The following is a 24,973-nucleotide window of genomic DNA, read 5'->3' as shown; positions in this document are numbered from 1 at the left end:
GACATCATCACTGCGCCGGGTCGCCGAACAGCGCGTAGGCCGCCCAGTAGTACGGATGCGTCCAGCGCCCCTGCCCCTCCTGGCCGTCGGCGAGCCGGAGCTGCGCCTGACGCAGGCCACCGGCGCGCGTCTCGGCCGGCTGCAGCGCGGCGGTGGTCAGCGCGGCGGCGGACGCGGACTCCACCGCCCAATGCGTCGCCAGCACCGACCGCGCGCCGGCGAAGAAGAAGCCGCGCACCAGCCCCGACATCGCCGCGCCGCCCTGCTCGCCGGCCGCCGTGTTGCAGGCCGACAGCAGCACCCACTGCGCGTTCATGCGCAGCGTCAGCACGTCGTCGAGTTCGAGCAAGGGCGAGGCGGCGTCGTCCGCCTCGGCCGCCAGCGCCAGCGCCGGCTTCGAGATGCCCGGCAGCTCGCCCGGCATCAGGCCGTGCGTCGCGAAGGCGAGGACGCGCCGATCGGCCAGCGGCGTCGTCAGCACGGCGGTGCGTGTCGCGGCCGCGCCCAGGCGCAGATCGGCGACCGGATCGGCGCCCAGCGTGCGCGCGATCGCGAGCAGCTCCGCGCGCGTCTCCGGCAGCGGCGGAATGTCGGCATAACGGAAGCCGAGCTGCGCGTCGTAGCTGCCGGCGGCGCGCGTGGGTGTCGGGGCGAGCAGAGGGCGGGCGTCGGCCCCGGGCTTGGCCTGCCGGGTCTGCGAAACCCGCGATGTCTGCGAGGCGGCACCGCGATCGAACGCCGGATCGCCGAACCCGAGGAGCGCCTTCGGCGCCGCCGCCAGCGGGCCGGCACGGCGCAGCGCCTGCAGCGAGGCGCCCGACGGCAGCTGCACCACCGCGTGCTGCCGCAACAACCAGGCGGCGGGCCGTCCGGCGGAGGGCGTCTCGGTCACGAGCGCCGCGAGCGGCAGCCCCGCCAGCGGTCCATCGCCCGCGACGATCAGCGTCTGGAGCCCCTGCCGGTCGAGAGGGGCCAGCAGTTCGCGATGGAGCGCGTGCAGCTCCGGCAACGCTTGTGCGAGCGGTGTCTCGCGCCCGGCCGGCATTGCGCTGAGGTCGAGCCGCTGACGCAGCGCCTTCACGCGCCGGGCCAGCGCGGCAGCGCCCTCCGGCACCGCGCGGAACTGCGCCGGCGCATCGGCGCGCAGCAGCCAGACCAGCGTCTGTTCATCGAGCGCGTGCACGACCAGCAGGCCCTCGCCCGCGCGCAGGCGGCCGCTCGAGCGCGGCCGCGCCGGGCGTCGCCGGCGTGATCAGGTCCGCGTACGCGGGATAGGCCGCGGCCAGCTTCTGCCGGTGCACCGCGAGCGCCTCGCGCGCCGTGGCGGCCACGCCCTGCTGCGCCTGCAGCTGCTGGCGCAGCGCCTTCAGCGCATCCTCGCGCGGCTTGCGCTGTTCCTTCGGCAGCGCCTTGAAGGCCTCGCCCGACAACTCCTTGCGCAGCTTGTCCTCGTCCGCGATCAACGTGGCCACCTGGCTGTACTGCCCGGACGCGGCCTTGCGCAGCGTCTGCTCCTCATCGAGCCATCCCCGCAATTGCGGCGTCGCCGCCAGCATCCGCGCGGTGCTGTCGGCCAACGCGCGTTGCGTGCTGCCCAGCTTGCGCCGGTCGGCGATCTGCAACGCGCGGTCGACCATCGCCGGCGGCAGCGTCTCGCCCGCGATCGCGCGCCGCGCCACATGCGCGAGGAATTCGTCGAAGGCCAGTCCCAGCACGAAGCCCCGGAAGCCGCGCGCGTCCAGGTCCACCCAGCCGTCGCTGCGGTCCAGCGTCGCGGCGAAGAGCTGCTCGTAGTCGCTGATCGCGCCGCCCGTGTCGCCGCGCAGCAGCCGCACGACCGCGCGCACGCCGGCGCTCTCGCGCGTCTGCGGATGGTCCTGTCCGTAGATCCGCGTGCGGTAGCGCAGCGTCCGCTCGGCCGTCTCCAGCGCCTCGTCCAGCCGGCCGGCCTTGGCCGCCAGCAGCGCGCTCAGCCGGTTGTCCTGCGCCCGGCTGCGCGCGACGCCGTCGCCGCCGAGCTCGTCGAGGAACTGACGATAGGCCTGATCGGCCTCGACCCAGCGCTTGAGGCCGAGCAGCGCCCGGACGATCTCCTGGCGCGCGAGCCAGCGCGTCTGGCTCGCCGCCGACGCATTCGCCTTGGCGAGCATCGCCTCGGACTGCCGAGCGGCGGCCAGCGCCTCCTCGTGCTGCTGCGAGGCGTTGAGCGCCGTCGCGGCGCGGTAGTGCCAGCGGGCGCCGGGGCCTTCCTCCAGCTGACCGGACCGCCACAGGGCAAGGTTGTCCTGCGCGATGTCGGCCGCCTCGCGCGTGCGCCCCTGCGCGACCAGTGCATAGACCAGCATCCCCTGAGAGCCGTCGAGCCAGCCTTGCCATTGCCGCATCGTCTCCGCAGTGACGCGCTGCTCGCGGTCGCTGCGGACCAGTTCCCGCGAGCGCGCGACGGCCTGGCGCAAGGTCGCGACCGCCGCAGCGCCGTCGCCGGTCAGGCGTTCGACCTCGGAGCGCACCTGCAGCCGGTCGATCGTCAGCGGCAGCGCGGGCTGCTGCTTGAGCGCCTCCGCCGCCAGCGCGTCGGCGCGGCTCCAGGCCCGCAGCATCACATTGCGATCCTGGCTCCCGTTGGCCAGGAAGTAGGTCTGGCGCAGCGCGACGCCCGCGCGCACGGCCGGGCTGAGCTGCCGGTCGGCCAGCAGCGGCTCGCAGGCCGCCAGCGCGGCGCCGGAGCTGCCCCAGGTGTATTCGGTGATCAGGTAGAGCCGGATCCAGCCCTCGCCGTCGGGCCTCCCGCGGCCCAGCGTCATCAGCGCCCGGGCGATCTCGATCTGGCGGGCGCGGTCCTCGATCCGTCGCGCGGCCGGCCATTGCCGTTGGAGGAGCGCATAACGCGCATCCGGCGCATCGGGCAGCGGCTCGGCGAGCAGCCGACGCGCCTCCTCCACACTGAGCCCGCCCGCCAGGGCGTCCTGCGGATCCACGTCCTCGGTGGCCGCGCTGCCGGACGCCTCCTCCTGCGCGCGCACGCCCGAGGCGAACCCCATGAGCGCCGCGCCGGCGATCACCCACGCCGCCGTTCGCTGTCCGAAGGCTCGTGTCGGCGCGCATCGACGCCGCGTCGGTGTCCGGCGCGTTCCCAACATCTTGTGCGGCTCCTGTCCCGGACATCGCCGGGTTGGCGACCATCCTAGGCCGAACGATCTGCACCGCCCAACACCGCGACTCAGTGTCCATCGGCAGGGAAAGCACCACTCAGCCGGCCCGCCAAAACGTTCGGAGCTTCGATTGCTTTCCTTGCCTTCCCTCACCCCCGCCTCCGCCGACCCCGCGGACGCCCTGTTGGAGCCGGCCTCGCCCGCGCCCGGATCCGTCGCGCTCAAGGACTGTCCCCACCTGGCAGCGCTCGTCGACTACCTGGGTCCGGATTGCCGCTGCGCGGTCGATCTCGACGCCGGGCTCGCCCGGTTGACAGGGGGCGACCCTGGACGCGCCACCGAGCTCCGGTTCCGCCCGCGCGTGCCTGGCGCGGACGGCACCGGCCTGCCCCGGCTGGAACGGCTCGCCGCCGGCACGCTGCATCTGCTGAAACGACTCCAAAACGCTCCGATGGACGTGGGCGACACCTACTGGCCCCTGCCTCCCCGGCTCGCGCTGGACGGCGACGTCCTGCAGACCAGCAAGCTCGTCGTCGGCCGGTTCAATCCCGCCCGGGACTTGTGGTGTTTTCCGCGCCACCACCTCCGGGAACTGCGTTCGCTCCTGTGTCCTGGCCGCCCCCCGCAGCGGCACGTCGCCAACTGGGCGCCGATCAACCTCTATGGCGCGGACACGTCCACCGGGGGTTCGCCGATCGCCGCGAAGCACGAGCGCGTGTACATCGTGCAGTTCTCGCCCTACCTCATCCCGGACGTCAAGTGCCAGGACTTGCCCCGCGTGCGCGCCTTGCAGATCGACGCCGCAGGCCAGAGCCGCGTGCTGCCGGCCCCGCATGTCGCGCCCTGGGCGTCGAGCCGTCCGCCCTCGCTGCGCGTGGTGCTGCGAGGCGGCTGATCCGTCAACCCCGCCACCGGCGGCATGCGCCTGTCCGGTCGCGACCCCGAGGCGCTGGCCGCGGTGGCGGTCGAGGCCGTCAGGACGCTGTCGAAGGAAGACGGGCTGGAGATGCCGGCCCTGCCGGATCACATCAGCCTCGTCAGCTGCTACATGGACAACGACGTGTTCGAACCTTTCGGACCACGCTTCCTCCGCGCCGCGGCAGGACCGCAAGGATTCGACCGGCCCGGCCTGTCGGCCAGCGTCCGCACCAACGCGATCGGCAGCGGAGAAGGTTCAGCCGCAGGCCGCAAGCTGGTGCTGGGACCGGGCGACGATCTGCGACACCGACAGCCTGGCGGCACCTTGATGCTGACCCTGGACGGTGAGTCCGTGCGAGCCACACCCAAGGTGGTCGAGGACGGACGCAGCTTCATCCTCAGCGGCGGCCAGCATGCGGAGCCGCTGCTCGCGTGGTGGAACGCGCGCCACGCACTGCATCGCCCGGCTGCAAGCACAGGAGACGACGGGCCGGCGTTTCTGATGGGCGAGGTCCTGGTCACGCGCGGTCTGCTGGATCGCATGGGTCCCGGCAAGCTGGAAGACCCCTCGCTGCCGGACGCCCTGCTTGCGTTGCGCTTCGATCCGGCGCGTCTCGCGGCGTTCCTGGCGGAACGTGCGTCGTCGGCGGACACCGTGCAGGCCCTGCGTCTGCTGGCCCAGTGCCAGCGCGCCGGCCAGGATCCCGCGACGCCGAGCCAGGTGGATCGATCCGCGACGACGGGCCGGCGCACGCCCGAGCTGACGAAGCTGCTGGCGCTGGCACGCTGCGCGGTGGATGACGATCTGATGCTCCCTTCCGCCGTCTGGACGGCGCTGTGGCCGGCGGGTCAGGCGCCGGCCTTGGCGCCTCGCCCCGAAGCAGAGCCCTTTGCCATCGATCCCGAGCCCGACCCTGTGATTCAAGACCTGATCCACAAGCGCACCGAGCGCTTGTTCACCCGAGCGCAGCGCCTGGACAAGGAAGTCGAACAGGCAGCGGCCCTGCACGCCGGCGCAGCGCCGCCCACCAAATTGGCCTGAGGCCCGCGACGCGGCGTTCTCCGACAGCGCCGGCCTCCGCGCGCCGACCCGGGAACGCCGCTCGCCCATCTAAGCTGGAAGAACGGTCCCTCGACCGCGCGAGGAGTTCGCCATGCGTTCGATCCTTCCCCATTCGTCCTTCGGCCATCACGACCGGCCTCGGAAGCCGGCGGCGCCGCACCATGGTCCGATGTTCTGGCTGTCCCACGCCGCGGTGCTGCTGGCGCTGCTGCTGATCGCGACCGAGGTCTCCGCCGAGCAGGGCGCGGGCCTGCGCGCGCAGTACGAGCAGATGGCGCCGCAGCTCGCGAAGAGTCCGTTCCAGAAGCCGATCGTGCTGAATTCCGCCGACAGCACCGAGCGCCCCACCGGCGAGATGCACGCGGTGGTCCAGCATCCGTTCGGCACGCTGTCCGGCGCGCTGCGCAGCGCCGATGCCTGGTGCGACCTGCTGACGCTGCCGGCCAACGTCAAGCGCTGCGCGGTCGAGGACGACCCGGCACCCGGCGCGACGCTGCACATGGCCGTCGGCCGCAAGTTCGATCAGCCCATCGAGGACGCCTACGCGCTCGACTTCCGCTTCCAGGTGCTGGCGGCGCAGCCGCAGTACCTGCTCGTCGAGATGAGCGCGAACAAGGGCCCGATGGGCACCAGCCACTACCGGCTGACGCTGGAGGCGGTGCCGATCGACGCGAAGCGCTCGTTCGTGCGGCTGCGCTATGCCTACATGAACAACCTCGCGGCGCGGGTGGCCACCAGCGCCTACCTCTCCACGTCCGGTCGCGACAAGGTCGGCTTCACCGTGGTCGGACGCGACGACGAGGGGCGGCCCCGTTATGTCGGCGGCATCCAGGGCATCGCGGAGCGCAACACGATGCGCTACTTCCTGGCGATCGAGTCCTACCTCGACACGCTGCCCGTGCCGCCCGAGCAGCGGCTCGACCGGCGACTGCGCGACTGGTTCGCGGCCACCGAGCGTTATGCCCGTCAGCTCCACGAGCAGTCGCTCGATGAGTACGTCGCCATGAAGCACAAGGAAGCGCGCCGCCAGGTCGCCATCGCGCCGGGCGGCTGAACGTTCAGCGCGGAGGGGCCTCGATCTGGCGCGCGGCCCATTGCGCGCCGACCAGCACCGACGCCATCAGCCACAGCGGCGCGGCCGCGACGCTCGCCGCGGCCAGCACGCCGAAGCCCAGCGGCATCGCCACGGTCGCGCCGTTGGCCGCCAGCATCCGCAACCCGAGCGCCTGACCGTGGCGGTCCGGCGGCGTCACCTGATGCATCGTCGCGAGCACCATCGGCTGCACCGCGCCGAGCGCCAGTCCCAGCACCGCCGAACCGAGCATCAGCCCGAGCGTGCCCGGCAGCCACGCATAGACGATGAGCGTGAAGGTCGCGACCGCCATTGCGAGGCGCAGCGCCTTCACGTCGTCGATCCGGTGGGCCCAGCGCACGATGGCCAGGCGGACCAGCGTCGCCGCCGCCGCGAAGCTGCCCAGCACCAGGCCGATGCTCGACGCCGACAGCCCCTTCGCATGGCCCACGACAGGCACGACGAAGCTGTGGGCGTCCCAGCACGACGACATCGCGACGTTGACGATCAGCAGGTTGCGCAGGCCGCGGTCCTTCAGCAGGTCCCATGCAGGCCGCGGTTTGACGCCGACGGCGGCGGGCGCGGGCGCATGACGCGGCACGCGCCGCGCGATCGCCCAGGCCGCGAGCGGCAGCAGCGTCGACAACACCAGCGCCGCGGTGAAGCCGGCCGTGTCGATGACGATGCCGGTGATGACCGGCGCGAACGCATTGGACAGCGCCGGACCGAGCGCCACCCAGCTGAACACGCGCTTGAGCTGCGAGGCGTCGCGCGCCATCAAGCCCGCCTCGCGCTGGATCGCCACGGCCGCGACCGCCACCGCGCCGCCGCACAGCAGACAGCCCAACGCCAGCAGCCAGATCCAGCCCAGCACCTGCGCGACCAGCGCCAGCACCGCGCCGGCGAAGGCCATCGCCACGCCGATGCCCACGGGGCGATGGAAGCCGTGGCGGTCCGCCAGCCGGCCGGCCCAGAGCGACAAGCCCAGCGGCGCGACGGCGAACAGGCTGAGCAGCACGCCGACGAAACCGCCGCCGTAGCCCTGGTGCAGCACCCACAGCGTGGCCGCGACGCGCGTCGTCGCCATGCAGGCATGCACCGCGACGAGTGACGCGATCACGGCCACGAAACCGGCGCTCAGCCCGGTGTAGCCCTTCGCCGCCGACGCGTCATCGTTCATCCCGCGGCGCCTTCGTCCTCGAGCTCGGCATCGCCTCCGGTACCGATGCCGGCGTCGCCCACGGCACCGGCCCCCAGCTTCAGCACGCGCGCGGCCTGGTCCTCGGGCAGGGCCTCGACGGACTTCAGCTCGCGGGTCATGACGCGGGTGCGCCGCTCGGCGAGCTCGATGTTGTTGCTGGCCTCGTCGAGCTTCTTCTTCGTCTTGGCCAGCACGTCGCCGAACTTGCCGAACTCCGTCTTGACGGCACGCAGCACGTCCCACACCTCCGCGGAGCGCTTCTCCAGGGCCAGCGTGCGGAAGCCCATCTGCAGGCTGGACAGCGTCGCCAGCAGCGTCGTCGGGCCGACCAGCATCACCTTGTGCTCGCGCTGCAGGGCCTCGCTCAGGCCGGGACGGCGCAGTGCCTCGGCGTACAGGCCCTCGGTCGGCATGAACAGCAGCGCGAAGTCGGTCGTGTGCGGCGGGCCGAGGTACTTCTCCCGGATGCTCTTCGCCTCCAGCCGCAGCCGGGTCTCGATCGCACGGCCGGCCAGTTCCGCCGCGGGGGCGTCGGCGCGCTCCTGGGCGTCGAGCAGGCGCTCGTAGTCCTCGCGCGGGAACTTCGCGTCGATCGGCAGCCAGATCGGCTGGCCGTCGTCGCGCTGGCCCGGCAGCTTGAGCGCGAACTCGACGCGGGCGCCGGTGCCCGGCACGGTCTCGACGTTCGAGGCGAACTGCTCGGGCGTGAAGACCTGCTCCAGCAGCGCCGCCAGTTGCACCTCGCCGAAGATGCCCCGCGTCTTGACGTTGGTCAGCACGCGGTTCAGCGAACCGACATCGCGCGCCAGCGTCTGCATCTCGCCCAGGCCGCGGTAGACCTGCTCCAGCCGCTCCGCGACCTGCTTGAAGCTCTCGCCCAGGCGATGCTCCAGCGTGGCGTGCAGCTTCTCATCGACGGTCGCCCGCATCTGCTCGAGCTTCTTCTCGTTGTCCTGCTGGATGGATTGCAGACGCGCCTCCACCGTGCGACGCGTCTCGGCCATGCCGGCCTCGTTGCGCTGGGCGAGGGCCTGCAGCTGTTCGGTCAATGCGGTCGTCATGCGGGACGCGGCAGCGTCCTGCGCTTCACGCGCGTTCGCGGCCTGCTGCGCCAGCACCTGCTGGAACTGCGTCAGCGTCGCGAGCGTCTCCTGGCGCAGCCCGGTGTTGCCGCGATTGAGTTCGTCGCGCAGCGCGCGCTCCAGGCGATCGAGCCGCTCACCCGTCTGCTGCAGGAGCGGCGCGAGCACCGCGTCGGGATCGGTGCGAACGGGCCGCCGGAACAGAAGGGCCGCGAGCAAAACCAGGACAACGAAGATCAGGATCAGGCCCGCGAGGACCACGATCATCGGGAGCGGCAGATTCATGCGCCCGATTCTCTCAGCGCTTGAGCACCTCGGGATTCAGCGCCGTCGGCGGCACGCCGCCGGTCAGCGCGGCGATCAGGTTGTCCACGGCCAGATCGCTCATCGCGCGACGCGTCGCGATCGTGGCGCTGGCGATGTGGGGCGTGAGCACGACGTTCGTGCAGGCGAGCAGCGCCGGGTGCACCATCGGTTCGCCTTCGAACACGTCCAGGCCCGCGGCGGCGATGGTGCCGGCCTGGAGTTCGGCGGCCAGCGCCGCGTCGTCGACGACGCCGCCGCGCGCGATGTTGGTCAGCGTCGCGGTCTTCTTCATCAGGCGCAGCTCGCGCTGGCCGATCAGGTGGTGCGAGGACGCGCTGTACGGCACGACGATGACCAGGTGGTCGGCGCGTTGCAGCAGCTCGTCCTTCTCGACCCACTGCGCGCCCAGCGGTCCTTCCTGGTCCGCCGGCAGCCGCGAGCGGTTGTGATACAGCACCGGCATGCCGAAACCGAGATGCCCGCGCCGCGCGATCGCCGCGCCGATGCGGCCCATGCCGAGCACGCCCAGCGTCGCGCCATGGAGGTCGGCGCCGGCGAACATCGTCACCGACCATTGCTTCCATTCGCCGCGGCGCAGGAAGTGTTCGCTCTCGGTGATGCGGCGGGCCGTGGCCATCATCAGCGCGAAGCCGAAGTCGGCGGTGGTCTCGGTCAGCACGTCCGGCGCGTTGGTCACGACGACCCCGCGCGCGGTGCAGGCCGGCACGTCGATGTTGTTGTAGCCGACGGCCATCGTGCAGACGGCCTTCAGGTCGGGACAGGCGTCGAGCAGCGTCGCGTCGATCTTGTCGCCGCCGGCGATGTACGCGCCGGACTTGCCCTGCAGGCGCCGGATCAGCTCGTCCTGCGACCAGCCGGTGTCGCTGTCGTTGGTCTCGACCTCGAAGTGCGGGCGCAGCCGGTCGACGATGTCGTCGAAGGTCTTGCGGGCCACCAGGACGCTGGGCTTGCTCATGGGCGCATCTCCTTGCAGGGAAGCGCCAACTGTAGGCCGGACGGGCGCCGCGCCCGCTCGCGGATCGCCCACGAGTCCGTCGTGCCTCGCCACCGGCTGGCGCGATTCAGCGCCGACGGGTCATTCGAGGAAGCGGGTGAACGACGCGACCGCGTCGCGCTCGGTGACCAGCGTGTTCTCGACGGCCGCCGGATCCGCGTAGCCCAGGGACATGCCGCAGACCAGCTGCTGTTGCGGCGACAGGCCGAGTTCCTCCGCGATCACGCGGTGGAACTGGGTGAACGCCGCCTGCGGGCAGGTGTGCAGGCCGCGACCGCGGGCGGCGACCATGAGGTTCTGCAGGAACATGCCGTAATCCAGCCAGCTGCCCTGCTGCATCACGCGGTCGATGGTGAACATCAGGCCGACCGGCGCGTCGAAGAAGCGGTAGTTGCGGCCGTGCTGCTCGTGCATGCGCAGCTTGTCGCCCTTGGTGATGCCCAGCAGGCCGTACAGGTCCCAGCCGACCTTGCGGCGGCGGTCGATGTAGGGCGAGATCCACTCGCGCGGGTAGTAGGCGTACTCCTCGCCGTGGGTGGCGAGTTCCTCGGGATCGTCGTACGCCGCCTGGATGCGCGTGACCAGCCGGTCCTTGGCCGCGCCCGTCAGCACGTGGACCTGCCAGGGCTGCGTGTTCGTGCCCGACGGCGCGCGGGCCGCGACGGCCAGCAGCTCCTCGATCAGCGCGCGCGGCACCGGCGTCGGCAGGAACGCGCGCATCGAATGCCGCGTGACGATCGCGGCCTCGACGGCGGCGGCCTGCTCGGACGTGGGCGGGACGAAGGGATCGGGGAAGGAAGCGGGGAAGGTCATGGCATCTCCAGCGCGCTGAGCGCTTTCACGTAGGACTCGGGCAGTTGCGCCACCGGGCGTCGCGTCTGGCGATCGACATACACGTGGACGAAGTGGCCGCGCGCCGCGCACAAGGGCTCGCCTTCGGCGAACAGGCCGATCTCGTAGCGGACGCTGGAGCGGCCGCGCCTGGCCACCCTCAAGCCGGCCTCCACATGCTGCGGGAAGGCCAGCGACGCGAAGAAGTTGCAGTGCGTCTCGATGACGAGGCCGATGACCTCGCCCTGGTGCAGGTCCAGCGCGCCCTGCTCGATCAGGTAGCGATTCACCGCCGTGTCGAACAGGCTGTAGTAGACGACGTTGTTCAGGTGGCCGTAGAGATCGTTGTCCATCCAGCGCGTCGGGACCGGCAGGAAGCGGGCGAAGGCCTCGCGCGGCTCGGGGGCCGGACGGGCCTCGGCGGCGGAAGCGGTGGTGTCGGCGGTCATGCGCCGATTCTTCCACCGCCGCGCGGGGTCAGGTGTCGCGCGGGCTACTGCGGGTCGTCGTGGCGGGCGTCCGATTCAAGTCGGCGTGCCGCCAGCGCTCCCATGCACGCGCCGCGGCGTCCAGCGTCCGCATCTGCACGTCGACGGTGACGTTCAGGTCCTCGCCGTAACCGCCGGCCATGCTCAGCGCGACCGGGATGCGGCGCTCGAACAGCGCCTCCAGCACGAGGTCGTCGCGGCGCAGCAGGCCGTCGGCACTGAGCTTGAGGCGGCCGAGCCGGTCGCCCTCGTGCGGGTCGGCGCCGGCAAGGTAGAAGGCCAGCCCGGGCGGCCAGTCCGCCATCCGTCGCCAGACCTCGGCGAGCGCCGCCTCCAGCGCGTCGAGGTAGACCGCGTCGCCGCAGGCGTCGGGCAGGCCGACGTCCAGGTCGCTGGACTCCTTGCGGAAGGGGAAGTTCTTGTCGCCGTGGATCGAGAGGGTGAACACGCTGTCGTCGTCGCGGAAGATGCTCGCCGTGCCGTTGCCCTGGTGGACGTCCAGGTCGACGACCAGCACGCGCAGTCCCCGCCCCCCGGGATGTCGACGGTGCCATTCGGCCTGCATCAGCCGCGCCGCGACGGCGACGTCGTTGAACACGCAGAAGCCGCTGCCCTTGTCCGCATACGCATGGTGCGTGCCGCCCGCCAGGCTGGCGGCGACGCCCTCCTCCAGGGCGGCGCGCGCCGCGGCGATGGTCGCCCCCACGGAGCACATCGAGCGCCGCGGCAGCCCCGGCGCCCAGGGGAAGCCGATCTCGCGCTGCGCCGCCGCGCTCAGGGTGCCGTGCAGGACCGCGTCGATGTAGTCGGGCGTGTGGACCAGTGCCAGCGCCTCCGTCCCGGCAGCTTCCGCCACCTGGGGCCGCATCACGCCCGGGTTCCGCTCGACCCGCTCGCGCAGCATTTGGTACTTGGATTGGGGGAAGCGGTGACCTGGCGGCAGCGCCAGCGTCAAATGGTCGTAATGGAAGGCGAGCATGGTCCAACCCTAGCAGAGGGCCCGGAACCCCGCTCCGGCAGGCGTCCAGGGCGTCGTGAGAGCGCCGGTGGCCGAACTTTGCTGCAATGCACAAAAAGTGCTTGCAATCATCGGACGCGGTCCTATACTGATTACATGCTGCACCGCAACAAATGTGTGGCGACGGCGCTCAGCCCGCCGCGTTTTCCCCGGCTGACCTCATTCCTTAAGGAGATTTCGCATGCTGACTGCTGACCAAGTGCTCGACCAACAAAAGAACCTGCAAGCCTCGTGGTTCGGCCTGACCGCCAAGGCCTTCGAAGGCTATGAAAAGCTGGTCGAGCTGAACCTGCAGGTCGCCAAGACCGCGCTCGGCGAAGCCGCCGAAACCGCCCAGCAGGCGATCACGGTCAAGGATCCGCAAGAGCTGTGGGCCCTGCAGGCCGCGCTGCTGCAACCGTCGGCTGAAAAGGCCGTCGCCTACAGCCGCCACCTGTACGACATCGCGACGTCGACCTCCTCGGAGTTCGTCAAGCTGGCCGAGTCGCAAGTGGCTGACGCCCAGGTCAAGTTCGGCGCCGTCGTCGACAACGCGACCAAGAACGCGCCGGCTGGCACGGAAAATGCTGTTGCTTTGGTGAAGTCGGCGGTCGCTGCGGCCAACAACGCTTACGAAACCCTGAACAAGGCCGCCAAGCAAGCCACCGACATCGCGGAATCCAACTTCAACGCCGTGACCAACACGGCGGTGAAGGCGACCCAGAACGCCACCCGCAGCGCCAAGCGCGCCACGGCCTGAGCGAACGAGTTGCCGTATCGGTTGTCTCCTCGGTACCCAAGGAAGTCAAGCTTCCCAAGTGCCCTTCAAGCCCAGCTTCATGCTGGGCTTTTTTTTCGCCTGTACGGATCGGATCGCCGCAGTCTCCGCGCGGCGCCTCTTCTGCCGCGCCCCACGGGGTGTCACGGGCACCGGGACGGTGCTCCGGCAATCGCCCAGGCGCCCGCGTGATGGGCGCGTGACCGGCGAGTGAGCCCGCGGGCTTCAGTCCGCGGCCGTCGATGACGCCGCCGGCGCGGGGGGGACGGTGGCGCCCGCGGCGAACCGCACATACTGGTCCGCCACGTCGCGCAGCACGCCCTGGACGGTGAACTCGCGCAGCGCCTCCCGATCGTAGAGCGGGTAGCGCGGCAGGCCGATCACCATCATCAGGTAGCCCATGGTCCGCACCGACATCTGGTCGCACATCGAGCGGATCGCGACCTCACCCGGCTCGAAGCCGTCTGGCGCGCAGGCGGCGACACGTTCCCGCATCAGCCCGAGCAACCGGTTGTACACGGGCTGCTGGGCCTGGCCGATCTCCTCCAGCGTGCCGGTCTGCGTCAGCGACATGTAGATCATGCGGAACTGCTCCGGGTGTCGCTCCCAGAAGTCGAGCAGGCAGCGCGTGTGCGCCTCCAGCACCTTGCGCGGCCCGCGCTGGTCCTTGGATGCATCCAGCAGTTCATCGGTCAGCGACTCGAACACCTCGATCCACAGGCCGTCCAGCAGCGCCTTCTTGCTCTCGAAGTAGCTGTAGATCGCCATCGTCGAGATGCCGAGCTCATGCGCCAGCCGGCGCATGCTGAGCGCTTCGACGCCTTCGTCGCGGTAGATCTTGCGCGCGCGCTCCAGCATCTCGCGCTTGAGCGCGGCCATCTCGGCCGGACCGCGCCGCAGCCGGGGCCGCTCGCGGTCGGGGTCCTGATCGTTGTTTCGCACGGCGTTCCTGTCTCTGAAGGTTATTGTCGGCGTACGTTATCTCACACCGGGGACCACGTTAAATACTCACGAACCCTGGTTGTTAAGCATCATTGCTAATCACGTACGCGTACGAAAATAGCTGCAAACGGCATGCCCGCGCCTCTTTTGCGGGTTCCTCCACCTGCAAAGAGTTCCTCATGCTCGACCGCCTGTCCGTGGGCGCCAAGCTCAGCCTGGCCTTTTCCTGCGTTCTCCTGATCACCGTGCTGCTGGGCGCCCTGGCCCTGTTCCAGCTCGGTCGCGTCAACGACACCGCCACCGACATGGCATCGAACTGGCTGCCCTCGTCCCGCGCCGCGCAGTCGATCAACCAGGAGGTCACGCGGCTGCGCACCCGGGAGTACCGGCTCCTGCTGACGGAGGGCAATGCACGCGCCACCTATGCCGAGAAGGTCGTGCAAGGCCGCCAGGGCATCGAACAGCGGCTGAAGGCCTACGAGCCGATGGTGTCGTCGCCCGCCGAGGGCGAGAAGCTGCGGCAGCTCCTTGGCCTGTGGGACGCGTACCGGGCGGACAACGTCAAGCTGGTCGAGGCCGCGCTGCACGGCGAGGACGACACGGCCAGGCGCCTGCTCGCCGTCGACAGCCTGCCGACGTACGAGGCCATGGGCAAGGCCGTGGACGATCTGGTCGAGATCAACACCGCCGGCGCCGCCGCGGCCGACGATCTGGGCGACCGGATCTACGCCCGCAGCCAGTGGATGATCGTCGGCATGACCCTGCTGGCCGTCGCGATCGGCGCGGCGCTGGGCCTGGCCATCACCCGCAAGATCACCCGGCCGCTGGCGGCCTCGGTCGTGATCGCCGAGGCGGTCGCTGCGGGCGATCTGACCCGCACGCTGCGCGTGCAAGGCCGCGACGAGGTGGCCCAATTGCAGACCGCGTTGATGCGCATGGTCGGTCAGCTGCAGTCCGTGGTGGCGCAGGTGCGCGACGGCGTGGAGTCGGTGTCGAGCGCCTCGTCGCAGATCGCCGTCGGCAACCAGGACCTGTCGGCGCGCACCGAGCAGACGGCGGCCAATCTGGAGGAGACCGCGTCGAGCATGGAACAGCTGACCGGCGCGGTCGGCCAGTCCGCCGACACGGCGCGGCAGGCCAACCAGCTGGCCGACAGCGCCGCCGCCGCGGCGACGCGCGGCGGCCACGTCGTCGGACAGGTCGTGTCGCGGATGCAGGAGATCAGCGCCTCCTCGATCCGCATCGCCGACATCATCGGCACCATCGACGGCATCGCGTTCCAGACCAACATCCTCGCCTTGAACGCGGCCGTCGAGGCGGCGCGCGCGGGCGAGCACGGCAAGGGCTTCGCCGTCGTGGCGTCGGAGGTTCGCACGCTGGCGCAGCGCAGCGCGGAGGCGGCCAAGGAAATCAAGACGCTGATCAACCGCTCGGTGGAGACGGTCGAGGCCGGCTCGTCGGACGTCGCCGAAGCGGGCCGCACGATGGACGAGATCGTCCATGGCGTGCGCCGCGTCACCGACCTGATGGCCGAGATCTCCGCCGCCGCCATCGAGCAGCGCGACGGCATTTCGCAAGTCAACCAGGCCGTCGCGAACCTGGACCAGATGACGCAGCAGAACGCCGCGCTGGTCGAGGAATCGACCGCCGCCTCCGGCTCGCTGCGCGAGCAGGCGCAGCGTCTGTCCGAGGTGGTGTCCGTGTTCAAGGTCGCCTGAACGCGAACGCCCCGCCTTCCTGCCCTCGCCGCGAGCGGGCGACGGAGATCCAGACACCGACGATGCGCCCTCTACTCGCCTGCGGGAGAGGCGGGGGTGAGGGTTGGCATACTGGCGCCCCATGGCCACCCGCACCCCGATCTTCTTCGCCAGCGCCGCGGCGTTCCGCGCCTGGCTCGACGAGCATGCCGCCACGGCCACGGAGGTCCTGGTCGGCTTCCACAAGCGCGCGACCGGCGAGCCCAGCCTGGCCTGGCCCGAGTCGGTCGACGAGGCGCTGTGCCACGGCTGGATCGATGGCGTGCGTACCCGCATCGACGACAAGCGCTACAAGATCCGCTTCACGCCGCGCAAGGCGGTGTCGATCTGGAGCGCCGTGAACATCGGTCGCGCCGAGGCGCTGATCCAGGAGGGCCGGATGAAGCCCGCCGGCCTCGCGGCGTTCGAGCGCCGGCAGGAAGAGCGCTCGCGCGTCTACGCGTTCGAGCAACCCAAGGAACTGGTCGAGCTCTCGCCGTCGCACGAGGTCATCTTCATGCGCGACGCCAAGGCCTGGGCGTTCTTCCAGGCGCAGCCGGACGGCTACCGCCGCACCAGCATCTGGCACATCCTCAGCGCGAAGAAGCCCGAGACGCAGCTCGCCCGCCTGGACAAGCTGATCGAGGCGAGCGCGCGCGGCGAACGGCTCTGAGCCGTGCGACGGCGGCCCCGGTCCGCCACCATCGCCGATCCGATCAGCGACACGGAGGCCGTGCCAAGGCGGCGCTCAACGCGTCTTCGCCGCGATCTTCCTGCGGATCTCCGGCAGCATCGCCGTCGCCACCTCGCGCCCGAGCGCGATGGCGCGGCGGCGCGTGGTGAAGTCCGAGCCGCTGAAGCCGTCCAGCTTGGGCCGCAGCACGACGTCCGCGCCCTGCAGCTCGTACTGGTTGATCGACTTGCCCATGATCGAGAAGGTCTGCAGCAGCATGCGCATCGCGTCGCCGGGGATCTTGGGATCGGGCGGTTCGCCGATGTCGACGGCGATGACGAACTCGGCGCCCATCTGCTTGGCGAAGCGCACCGGCACTGGCGCGACCAGGCCGCCGTCCACGTACTCGCGGTTGCCGATCTTGACCGGCTGGAACACCGCCGGCACCGCGCTCGACGCGCGCACCGCCGTGCCCACGTCGCCCTGCCGGAACAGGATCGGCGAGCCGTCGCCCAGGTCCGTCGCGACGATGCCCAGCGGCAGCGGCAACTGCTCCAGCCCGCGGTTGCCCGTCATCTGCCGGACGTAGCGCGCCAGCGCCTCGCCGCGGATCAGGCCGCGCATCGGGAAGGTCCAGTCGGTGATGGCTCCCTCGTCCATCGCCTCGGCGACGGTCTGCAGTTCCTTGCCGGTGCGACCCGCCGCATACAGCGCGCCGACCAGGCTGCCGGCCGACGTGCCGCAGACGAGGTCGACCTTGATGCCGTTCTCCTCCATCACCTGGATCACGCCGATGTGCGCGAAGCCGCGCGCCGCGCCGCCGCCCAGCGCCAGGCCCACGCGCGGCGGCTTGGGAATGGGCTTGGGCGTGACGGGCGTCGGCAGTTCGGGGTCGGGTGTTGCCACGACCGGCGGCGGCGCCGGGGACGTGGTGAGCGTCGAGCAGGCGCTCAGCGCGCTCAACCCCAGCGCGCCGGCGGCGGTCAGCCAGCGTCGGCGGGAAGGCAGCGCCGGCAGGGCGGGGACAGGCTTGGTATGGTCGCGGTCGTCTCGGGGCATGGCGCGGGATTCTAGGGAAGCTCTGTAGCAATGCTGTTGCAGCGCGCACGCACAATCGCGGCCCGAAATCAGGACCCGACATCGAGGCCGCCATCAGGGCCCGAGCAGGAGAGCACATGAGTGGAAAGAGCGCGCTGCGGCGCTGGACCGTGCGGAGCCTGGTCGGGCTGCCGTTCCTGCTGGTGGCGCTGGTCATCGCGACCTGGGCCTGCGTACGCGCCAGCCTGCCGCAGTTGGAGGGCGACGCCGAGATCCCCGGCCTGAGCGCGCCGGTCAGCCTGGGCCGCGACGCGCTGGGCACGCTGGTGGTCGAGGGCCGCACGCGACTGGACGTCGCTCGCGGGCTGGGTTTCGCGCATGCGCAGGAACGCTTCTTCGAGATGGACCTGACGCGCCGTTCCGCGGCCGGCGAGCTGTCCGCGCTGTTCGGCGCCAAGGCGCTGGAGCGCGACCGCGCCCGCCGCGTCCACCGCCTGCGCGCGCGGCTGACCGACCGCTTCGAAGGACTGTCCGGCGAGGACCGGCTGCTGCTGCTCGCGTACACGGAGGGCGTCAACGCCGGCCTCCACGCGTTGCCGATGCGCCCCTGGCAGTACCTGCTGCTACGCGCCAGGCCGCAGGACTGGACGCCGGTGGACTCCTTGCTGGTGATCTCGGAGATGTACTTCATGCTGCAGTCCGGCAGCTTCGAGGCGGGCTTCGACCGCGCGACGCTGCGCGAGCACGCCGGCGATGCGCTCTTCGACTGGCTCAGCCCGCGCGGCGGTCGCTGGGACGCGGCGCTCGACGGCAGCCAGTTGCCCTCGCCACCAATGCCGACGCCGGAACAGCTCGACGTGAGCCAGGCCCGCGCCCCGGCGACGCCCGCCACGTCGGCCAGCGCACCCGCCAGCATCCCGGCGGGCACGCCGGCCAGCGCCCGCTCGAGCGGAGAGTTGCCGGTCCTGGGCAGCAACCAGTGGGCGGTCGCCGGTTCCCGCTCCACGCATGGCGGCGCGATCCTGGCCGACGACATGCACCTGGGCCTGGGCGTGCCCAGCATCTGGTACCGAGCGCAGTTCCAGATCGGTGCCGGACCGGGCGGCCTGCGCGCGGCGGGCGTGACGCTGCCCGGCCTGCCGGCGCTGGTGGTGGGCTCCAACGGGGCCGTCGCCTGGGGATTCACCAATGCCTACGGGCAATGGTTCGACTGGATCGAGGTCCCGCCCGATGCGAAGGTCTCGACGCGCACCGAAACGATCGAGGTCCACGGCGGTCCGGCGGTGACGCTGGACGTGAACGAGATCGACGACGCGCCGATCGTGACCGTCGACGGCGGACGCCGCTTCGCGCTGCACTGGATTGCGCACCAGGGCGCGGCTTACAACCTGGAACTCGACCGCATGCTGCAGGTGCGTCACGTCAGCGAGGCGCTGGCGCTCGCACAACGCGCCGGCATGCCGCACCAGAACCTGCTCGCCGCCGATCGCGATGGCCAGATCGGTTGGACCGTCGCCGGACGCCTGTGGGCGCAGCCGGCTCTGCCCGAGGGCTACGGCCGGTTCATCGCACCGTCGGCGATGCGGCGCGACTGGCTCGATCCGGATCGTGCGCCGCAGGTGCTCTCTCCTGCCCAGGGTCAGTTGTGGACCGCCAACAACCGCCAGCTCGACGGCGCGCCGGGCGAGCTGCTGGGCGACGGCGGCTTCGACCTGGGCGCGCGCGCGCAGCAGATCCGCGACCGGCTCTCGGCCCGGGAGAAGCACGACGAGGCCTCGATCGGCGCCATCCACCAGGACGACGAGGCGCGCTTCATGAAGACCTGGGCGGCGCGCCTGCTGGCGGCGTCCCGCACCGATGCCGGCGCCAATCCGACGCACCGCGCCTTCGTGCAGCTGCTGGAGAACTGGAACGGCCGCGCCGATGCGGATTCGGCGGCCTACCGGCTGGTGCGCCAGACGCGCCTGCGGGTGCTGGACACCTTGTGGGATGCGTGGACGCTGCCAGCGCTCGGCGAGCGGCAGCTCGACCCGGCACGGCGCATGCGCTGGCGCAACCAGTTCGAGTACAGCGCCGCGCGCGCCGTTGACGAACGGCCACCGCACCTGTTGCCGGCCGCGTTCGCGAGCTGGGATGCGCTGCTGCTGGCGCAACTGGACGGCGCGGCCCGCGAGATCGCGCCGGACGGCAACCTCGGCGGCGCCACCTGGGGCGCGCAGAACGCGAGCCGCATCCAGCATCCGCTGGCCAAGGCCATCCCGGCGTTGTCCCGCTGGCTCGACATGCCGTCGCTGCCGCAGAGCGGCGACAGCAACCTGCCCCATGTCGCCGGACCCGCGTTCGGACAGTCGGAACGGCTGGTCGTGTCGCCGGGCCGCGAGGAGCAGGGTTGGCTGTCGATGCCGGGCGGACAGAGCGGCCATCCGATGTCGCCGTTCTACGGCGCGGGACATCAGGACTGGGTCGAAGGCAAACCCACGCCACTGCTGGCCGGTCCCATCGTCCATCGGATCACGGCGCATCGCGACTGAGCGGCGCGCATCCGGCCGGCCGCGCGCCGACAGAGGTCGGCACCGCCGTCCCGCACCGGCGTGACAGCCGTCAGCCGTCAGCCGTCAGCCGTCAGCCGTCAGCCGTTGGCCGGCTTCACGTTGAACACCTGCCTCAGGTAGGCCAGGAAGGTCTGGTCCTCGCACATGGTCTTGCCGGGACTGTCCGAGAGCTTGGCCACCGGCTGACCGTTGACGTGGGTGAGCTTGATGACGATGTTGAGCGTCGGCAGGCCCACGTCGTTGCTGAGCTTGGTCCCGATGCCGAAGCCCAGCTGGACGCGGTCCGCGAAGTGCCGGTACAGCGCCAGCGCCTTGGGCATGTCGAGCGCGTCGGAGAACACCAGGCGCTTGGTGTTGGCGTCGATGCGCAGTTGGTCGTAGTGCGCCAGCGCCTTCTCGCCCCATTCGACCGGATCGCCCGAATCGTGGCGCAGTCCGTCGAACAGCTTGGCGAAGTAGAGATCGAAGTCGGCCAGGAACGCGTCCATGCCGATGACGTCCGTCAGCGCGATGCCGAGGTCGCCGCGGTACTCCTGGACCCAGTCCTCGAGCGCGGCCTTCTGGTGGTCGCGCAGCCGCACGCCGGTGGCCTGGTAGGCCTGCAGGTACTCGTGCGCCATCGTGCCGATCGGCACCAGCCCGAGCTCCTTGGCCAGCAGCACGTTGGAGGTGCCGCGGAAGGTCTCCGGCAACTCGTCGCGCAGCGTGCGCAGGACCTCCTCGTGCCAGGCGCCGGAGAAACGCCGCCGCAGGCCGAAGTCGAAGAACTGGAACGGGTGGCGGCGCGGCGCCTCGTCGCGCGCGAAGGTCCGGATCGAGGCGATCTTCTCCGCCAGCCGTCGGCGCCCCTCCTCGATCGCGGCCGCCTGGTCGAAGCGACGGAAGTACAGCTCGTTGACCATCGCCAGCACGAAGATCTCGAAGGCCATCACGTGGACCTGCGGGCCGCGCACGACGATGTCGAGCTTCTCGCCGTCCGCGCGCACCGTGATGAACGCGCGCTGGAAGCGGAAGATGCGCAGCAGGTCGATGAAGTCCGGCTTCATGAAGCGCAGGCCGCTCAGGTACTCGAGCTCGTCGGCGCGGAAGGTCAGCGCGCAGAGGTGGTCGATCTCGCGTTCCAGGTCCGCGACCAGCTCCGCCAGCGGGTACTGCGGCGTGTTGCGGCAGGCGAAGCGGTACTCGGCCTGCGCCTGCGGATAGCGATGCAGCATCGCCTGCCACATCGTGAACTTGTAGAGATCGGTCTCCAGCAGGCTGCGGATCACGGGGGCAGTGGCGTCGGGACGGCTCATGGGCGGGGACTGTACCCGGGGGCCGCGCGGCTCGGCGATGATCGCGACTTCGCCACACGCCGAGCCCGCCCTTCGTGCACGAGCCCCTCGCCCACCGCCGCAGCCTCGGCTTCCTTCGTCGCCTGTGCGCCGCGGCGTTGCTGCTGCTCGTCACGGCGGCGGTGCGCGCCCAGATCCCCATCGCCATCGACAAGCCGCCCGATGCCGCCACGGCGATGAAGCTGGTCTACGGGGGCAACACCTGGCGCCACGAACGCGCGGCCGCCTTCTTCGGCGGGCGGTCGCCGACGCTGCGCGCCGAGGTCCGCGAGGTCTTCCGCGCGCGTTACGTCGAATCGAACGTCGACAAGCTGATGCTGGTCTACCAGCTGACGCCCGGCCCGCGCGACCAGTTCCGCTGCGCCGCATGCGTGCCGGCGCTCGGCGCCGCCGTGCTGGCTGCCGACGAGGCCGGCCGCTGGAAGCTCCGCGCCAAGGGCCTGCTGCTGATGCCGGGCGCGCCCGGCTCCGGCGACGAGGACCTGCAGCTGCTGCAGATCGCCGACGAGCGCTGGATCCTGCGCAGCCGCCGCTACGACGTCGACCGCGGGCGCGAAAGCCGCACCGAACGGCTGGTGCTCGAGCGCGACGGCGAGATGCAGCTCGGCGCGGAACTCGGCTTCGACAACAAACCCGGGCCGCTCGCCTGCGGCGCGAATGCGGCGCCGCAGACGTCGGGCGTCAGCGTGCTGAGCCCCGGACGCGGCCCGCGTGTCGAGATCGTGCTGCGCTTCAACGAGGGTGCGTGCAACGCGCTCCGCGCGGTGGTGCAGCGCACGCGCATGGAGCTGCGCGACGGCCGCTTCCAGCTCGAACCGGATGCGCCCGAGCCGGACGACGACGATGCGCCGACGTCCGCCCGAAGCGTGGAGCCGCAGAGGCGCTGAAGCGTTGAAGCGTTGAAGCGCAGAAGCGCTCAGGCCAGCTTGTACGTCTGCAGGTGGATGCTGGTCTCGGTCGCGCCGATGCCCTTGATCAGGCGCACGCGTTCCAGGATCTCGGCCAGCTCGTTGAGGCTGTCCGCGCGCAGCTCGGCCAGCAGGTCCCAGCGTCCGTTGGTATCGAACAGTCCCGCCACGCCGGGCTCGCCGAGCAGGATGCCGACGACCTCGCGCGTGCGGTTGCCCTCCACGGCGATGCTCATCCACGCCGTGATGTGCGGCTGGACCACGTCGGCCCGCAGCTTCACCGTGTAGCCGACGATCTGCCCGCTGTCCTCCAGTCGCGTCAGCCGGTTGGTCACGGTTCCGCGCGAGACCTTCAGCTTGTGCGCCAGCGTCGCGATGCTGGCGCGGGCGTCCTGGCGCAGCAGCGCGATCAATTGATGGTCGAGTGTGTCCATGTTGGTGCGCCGACGGCCGCCTTGCGCGCGGACCGCCCTGGGTTAACCCGGATTTCACGGCATTTCGTCAGAGTTCGCTGACGAAATGCACAAGGCGCTTCGATTATTGATCAGTTCTCCGGCTTCCTGCTGACACGCCGATCCGAAGAATGGAGGCATTCCCACAGCCATGAGACTGCCGATGACGACCCGCCTCCTCCTCACGCCCGACGTCGCCCGCGTCGTCCGGCACGACGGCATCGCCCAGAGCTTCCAGACCCTCGCCCGCTACATCGCCGACGACTACGTCCGATGGAGCCAGTTCGACAAGAGCGCCCGTGTCGCCAACCACTCGGACGACGGCGTGATCGAGCTGATGCCGATCTCTGACGCCTCGCTCTACAGCTTCAAGTACGTCAACGGCCACCCCAAAAACCACCTCGTGGGCCTGCCCACCGTGATGGCTTTCGGCGTGCTCGCCGACGTCGCGACCGGCACGCCGCGGCTGCTGTCGGAGCTGACGCTCAGCACGGCGCTGCGCACCGCGGCCACCTCCGCGCTGGTCGCGCAACACCTGGCACGACCCAGCTCGCGCAAGATGGCCTTGATCGGCAACGGCGCGCAGAGCGAGTTCCAGGCGCTGGCCTTCCACCACCTGCTGGGCATCGATGAGATCCGCCTCTTCGACGTCGACCCGGCCGCGACCGACAAGCTCGTCCGTCACCTGTCGCGCATCGACGGGCTGACGCTGATCCGCTGCCGCGACACCGCCGAGGCCGTGCGCGGTGCCGACATCGTCACGACGGTGACGGCCGACAAGCGCAACGCGACCATCGTGACGCCCGACATGATCGAGCCCGGCATGCACGTGAACGGCGTGGGCGGCGATTGCCCCGGCAAGACCGAGCTGCATCGCGACGTCCTGGCACGAGCCAACGTGTTCGTCGAGTACGAGCCCCAGTCGCGCATCGAAGGCGACGTGCAACAGATGCCGGCGGACTTCGCGGTCACCGAGTTCTGGCGCGTGCTGCGCGGCGAGGCGGCCGGCCGGCGCAGCGCCGACGAGGTCACCGTCTTCGATTCGGTCGGCTTCGCGCTCGAGGACTTCGCGACGCTGCGCTGGTTGGGCGACCGCGCCGAGGCCCTCGGCCTGGGTCGCGAGCTCGCGCTGGTGCCCGAGATGGACGACCCGAAGGACCTGTTCGGCGAACTGGACCTGACGCCCGTCGCCGAGACCGCGACAGGCGTCCCGGCGGGCCTCCGGGCGGCCCTCTTAAACTGCGTCCCTCACCGGAAGGACGCATGGACTACGCCCCCCTCCTCAAGGAAATCGGCCGAGGCGCTCGTGGCGCCCGCGACCTGACGCGCGAGCAGGCACGCACGCTGTTCGCCGCGCTGCTGGACGGCACCGTGCCGGACCTGGAGCGCGGCGCCATCCTGATCGCGATGCGCATCAAGGGTGAGAGCCTCGATGAACTGCTGGGTTTCGTCGAGGCCATGCAGGCCGGCGCGGCCCGCGTGGACGCGCCAGACGGCCCCCGGACCGTCGTGCTGCCGACCTTCAATGGCGCACGCAAGCAGGCCAACCTGATGCCGCTGGTGGCGATGCTGCTGGCGCGCGACGGCATCCCGGTGCTGATCCACGGCCGGCACGACTTCGACAGCCGCATCAGTCCGTTCGAACTCTTCGAGGCCCTGGAACTTCCCGTCGCCCGGAACGTGACCGAAGCCGGCCAGCGCCTGGCTTCGCACCGCCTGGCGATCCTGCCGACCGACGTCCTTCATCCCGGCCTGGACGCCATGATGGCCTTGCGCCCCCGCATGGGCTTGCGCAACAGCAGTCACAGCGTCGCCAAGCTGCTGGACCCGCTGCCGGGTCGCAGCGTGCGCGTCGTCGCGGTGACCCATCCGGAATACGTGGACAGCATGGGCCAGGCGCTGCCGCGGCTGAGCGCCGACGGCGGCCGCGCGTTGCTCATGCGCGCCAGCGAGGGCGAGGCCTACCTGCACCTCCGACGCAAGGCCCACCTGCAAGGCTTCGCGAACGGGCAAGGTCTGGATCTCAACCCGGCAAGCAACGAGGATCTGGACTGGCCGCTCTCGACCGCCTGCGAGCCCGCCGCCAACGCCGCCTTCATCCGCGCGATCCTGGCCGGCACCGAGCCGCTGCCGCCGCGGATCGCCGATCAGATCGCGGCCCTGAGCCGGCTGGCGCGGGACTGAGCGCGGCCTGCGGCCGCCAATCCCGCCCCCCACCCCGCCCTCTCCCCCGCCCCTGCGGGAGAGGAAATCAAGCCGCGTCCGGCCCTTTGCAGGATTCTTCATATGCTTATCTGGCCATAAGCAATCTACGAATTTGTAGTTCTCATATATATAAAGCGTTCATAGAGTGCAGACTCCCGGCCAGCCCTGGGCCAGCCGCGGTGTCAGTCGACGCGGCGGGGACCCCTGTGAAACCCGGCCGGGCCCTAGCT

22 protein-coding genes are annotated in these 24,973 nt (G+C 70.7%); 10 read left to right on the top strand and 12 right to left on the bottom strand.

Going from position 1 to position 24,973, the window contains the following annotated elements:
- Positions 1 to 7: 7 nt before the first annotated feature.
- Positions 8 to 1,183 carry a CHAT domain-containing protein gene (locus tag ACFJIX_RS14700; protein ID WP_377161262.1) on the bottom strand — a complete coding sequence of 392 codons (1,176 nt, stop codon included), beginning with the start codon at positions 1,181 to 1,183 and terminating at the stop codon, positions 8 to 10.
- Positions 1,167 to 3,062: a tetratricopeptide repeat protein gene (locus tag ACFJIX_RS14695; protein ID WP_377161260.1), complete on the bottom strand. Its 1,896-nt coding sequence runs from the start codon at positions 3,060 to 3,062 to the stop codon at positions 1,167 to 1,169. The genes ACFJIX_RS14700 and ACFJIX_RS14695 overlap by 17 nt, the downstream gene beginning before the upstream one ends.
- Positions 3,063 to 3,291: 229 nt before the next feature.
- On the opposite strand from ACFJIX_RS14695, the gene ACFJIX_RS14690 reads away from it, so the two are divergent.
- The 3 genes from ACFJIX_RS14690 (at position 3,292) to ACFJIX_RS14680 (ending at position 6,187) form a co-directional block, all read left to right on the top strand.
- On the top strand, positions 3,292 to 4,047 hold the full coding sequence (locus ACFJIX_RS14690) for a hypothetical protein (protein ID WP_377161258.1): 756 nt from the start codon (positions 3,292 to 3,294) through the stop codon (positions 4,045 to 4,047).
- Positions 4,048 to 4,071: 24 nt separating this feature from the next.
- Positions 4,072 to 5,112: a hypothetical protein gene (locus ACFJIX_RS14685; protein ID WP_377161256.1), complete on the top strand. Its 1,041-nt coding sequence runs from the start codon at positions 4,072 to 4,074 to the stop codon at positions 5,110 to 5,112.
- 112 nt (positions 5,113 to 5,224) lie between these two features.
- Entirely contained in the window at positions 5,225 to 6,187 is a 963-nt protein-coding gene (locus ACFJIX_RS14680) for a hypothetical protein (protein ID WP_377161254.1), read from the top strand.
- 4 nt (positions 6,188 to 6,191) lie between these two features.
- Here ACFJIX_RS14680 and ACFJIX_RS14675 read toward each other — a convergent pair whose 3' ends face one another.
- The 6 genes from ACFJIX_RS14675 to ACFJIX_RS14650 form a co-directional block, all read right to left on the bottom strand.
- Positions 6,192 to 7,385 carry an MFS transporter gene (locus ACFJIX_RS14675; protein ID WP_377161252.1) on the bottom strand — a complete coding sequence of 398 codons (1,194 nt, stop codon included), beginning with the start codon at positions 7,383 to 7,385 and terminating at the stop codon, positions 6,192 to 6,194.
- A complete protein-coding gene (locus ACFJIX_RS14670; protein ID WP_377161250.1) occupies positions 7,382 to 8,773 on the bottom strand; it encodes a DNA recombination protein RmuC in 1,392 nt (463 codons plus the stop codon). The genes ACFJIX_RS14675 and ACFJIX_RS14670 overlap by 4 nt, the downstream gene beginning before the upstream one ends.
- A gap of 13 nt (positions 8,774 to 8,786) precedes the next feature.
- Entirely contained in the window at positions 8,787 to 9,770 is a 984-nt protein-coding gene (locus tag ACFJIX_RS14665; protein WP_377161248.1) for a 2-hydroxyacid dehydrogenase, read from the bottom strand.
- Positions 9,771 to 9,890: 120 nt separating this feature from the next.
- On the bottom strand, positions 9,891 to 10,622 hold the full coding sequence (locus tag ACFJIX_RS14660) for a nitroreductase (RefSeq protein ID WP_377161246.1): 732 nt from the start codon (positions 10,620 to 10,622) through the stop codon (positions 9,891 to 9,893).
- Positions 10,619 to 11,089 carry an acyl-CoA thioesterase gene (locus tag ACFJIX_RS14655; protein WP_377161244.1) on the bottom strand — a complete coding sequence of 157 codons (471 nt, stop codon included), beginning with the start codon at positions 11,087 to 11,089 and terminating at the stop codon, positions 10,619 to 10,621. Before ACFJIX_RS14655 ends, ACFJIX_RS14660 begins: the two co-directional genes overlap by 4 nt.
- 28 nt (positions 11,090 to 11,117) lie before the next feature.
- A complete protein-coding gene (locus ACFJIX_RS14650) occupies positions 11,118 to 12,107 on the bottom strand; it encodes a histone deacetylase (protein WP_377161242.1) in 990 nt (329 codons plus the stop codon).
- A gap of 220 nt (positions 12,108 to 12,327) precedes the next feature.
- Here ACFJIX_RS14650 and phaP point away from each other — a divergent pair, with 220 nt between their 5' ends.
- On the top strand, positions 12,328 to 12,885 hold the full coding sequence (gene phaP / locus ACFJIX_RS14645) for a TIGR01841 family phasin (protein WP_377161240.1): 558 nt from the start codon (positions 12,328 to 12,330) through the stop codon (positions 12,883 to 12,885).
- Positions 12,886 to 13,128: 243 nt separating this feature from the next.
- On the opposite strand, the gene ACFJIX_RS14640 is transcribed toward phaP, so the two are convergent.
- On the bottom strand, positions 13,129 to 13,845 hold the full coding sequence (locus ACFJIX_RS14640) for a TetR/AcrR family transcriptional regulator (protein ID WP_377161238.1): 717 nt from the start codon (positions 13,843 to 13,845) through the stop codon (positions 13,129 to 13,131).
- 179 nt (positions 13,846 to 14,024) lie between these two features.
- On the opposite strand from ACFJIX_RS14640, the gene ACFJIX_RS14635 reads away from it, so the two are divergent.
- Both ACFJIX_RS14635 and ACFJIX_RS14630 read left to right on the top strand, forming a co-directional pair.
- Complete coding sequence (locus ACFJIX_RS14635) at positions 14,025 to 15,563, top strand: methyl-accepting chemotaxis protein (protein ID WP_377161236.1); 1,539 nt, start codon at positions 14,025 to 14,027, stop codon at positions 15,561 to 15,563.
- A 121-nt stretch (positions 15,564 to 15,684) separates the two neighbouring features.
- A complete protein-coding gene (locus ACFJIX_RS14630; RefSeq protein WP_377161234.1) occupies positions 15,685 to 16,254 on the top strand; it encodes a YdeI family protein in 570 nt (189 codons plus the stop codon).
- A gap of 75 nt (positions 16,255 to 16,329) precedes the next feature.
- Here ACFJIX_RS14630 and ACFJIX_RS14625 read toward each other — a convergent pair whose 3' ends face one another.
- Complete coding sequence (locus tag ACFJIX_RS14625) at positions 16,330 to 17,313, bottom strand: patatin-like phospholipase family protein (protein WP_377161232.1); 984 nt, start codon at positions 17,311 to 17,313, stop codon at positions 16,330 to 16,332.
- A 116-nt stretch (positions 17,314 to 17,429) separates the two neighbouring features.
- On the opposite strand from ACFJIX_RS14625, the gene ACFJIX_RS14620 reads away from it, so the two are divergent.
- On the top strand, positions 17,430 to 19,823 hold the full coding sequence (locus ACFJIX_RS14620) for a penicillin acylase family protein (protein ID WP_377161230.1): 2,394 nt from the start codon (positions 17,430 to 17,432) through the stop codon (positions 19,821 to 19,823).
- 98 nt (positions 19,824 to 19,921) lie between these two features.
- Here the strand turns inward: ACFJIX_RS14620 and pncB are convergent, their stop codons facing one another.
- Positions 19,922 to 21,139, bottom strand: a complete 1,218-nt coding sequence (gene pncB / locus ACFJIX_RS14615) for a nicotinate phosphoribosyltransferase (protein ID WP_377161228.1) — start codon at positions 21,137 to 21,139, stop codon at positions 19,922 to 19,924.
- 74 nt (positions 21,140 to 21,213) lie between these two features.
- Between pncB and ACFJIX_RS14610 the strand changes: the two genes are divergently transcribed.
- Entirely contained in the window at positions 21,214 to 22,065 is an 852-nt protein-coding gene (locus ACFJIX_RS14610) for a hypothetical protein (protein WP_377161226.1), read from the top strand.
- A 29-nt stretch (positions 22,066 to 22,094) separates the two neighbouring features.
- Here ACFJIX_RS14610 and ACFJIX_RS14605 read toward each other — a convergent pair whose 3' ends face one another.
- Positions 22,095 to 22,520: an Lrp/AsnC family transcriptional regulator gene (locus tag ACFJIX_RS14605; RefSeq protein ID WP_377161224.1), complete on the bottom strand. Its 426-nt coding sequence runs from the start codon at positions 22,518 to 22,520 to the stop codon at positions 22,095 to 22,097.
- 181 nt (positions 22,521 to 22,701) lie between these two features.
- Between ACFJIX_RS14605 and ACFJIX_RS14600 the strand changes: the two genes are divergently transcribed.
- Positions 22,702 to 23,862: an ornithine cyclodeaminase gene (locus ACFJIX_RS14600; protein ID WP_377161222.1), complete on the top strand. Its 1,161-nt coding sequence runs from the start codon at positions 22,702 to 22,704 to the stop codon at positions 23,860 to 23,862.
- The gene (gene ybiB, locus ACFJIX_RS14595; RefSeq protein WP_377161220.1) at positions 23,802 to 24,722 is read left to right on the top strand and encodes a DNA-binding protein YbiB; all 921 of its coding nucleotides are present in this window, start codon (positions 23,802 to 23,804) and stop codon (positions 24,720 to 24,722) included. Before ACFJIX_RS14600 ends, ybiB begins: the two co-directional genes overlap by 61 nt.
- Positions 24,723 to 24,973 lie beyond the last annotated feature (251 nt).

This window comes from Roseateles sp. UC29_93 (genome assembly GCF_042695725.1).
Classification (GTDB): domain Bacteria; phylum Pseudomonadota; class Gammaproteobacteria; order Burkholderiales; family Burkholderiaceae_C; genus Roseateles; species Roseateles noduli_A.
This window is presented reverse-complemented; position numbering and strand designations above follow the sequence as displayed.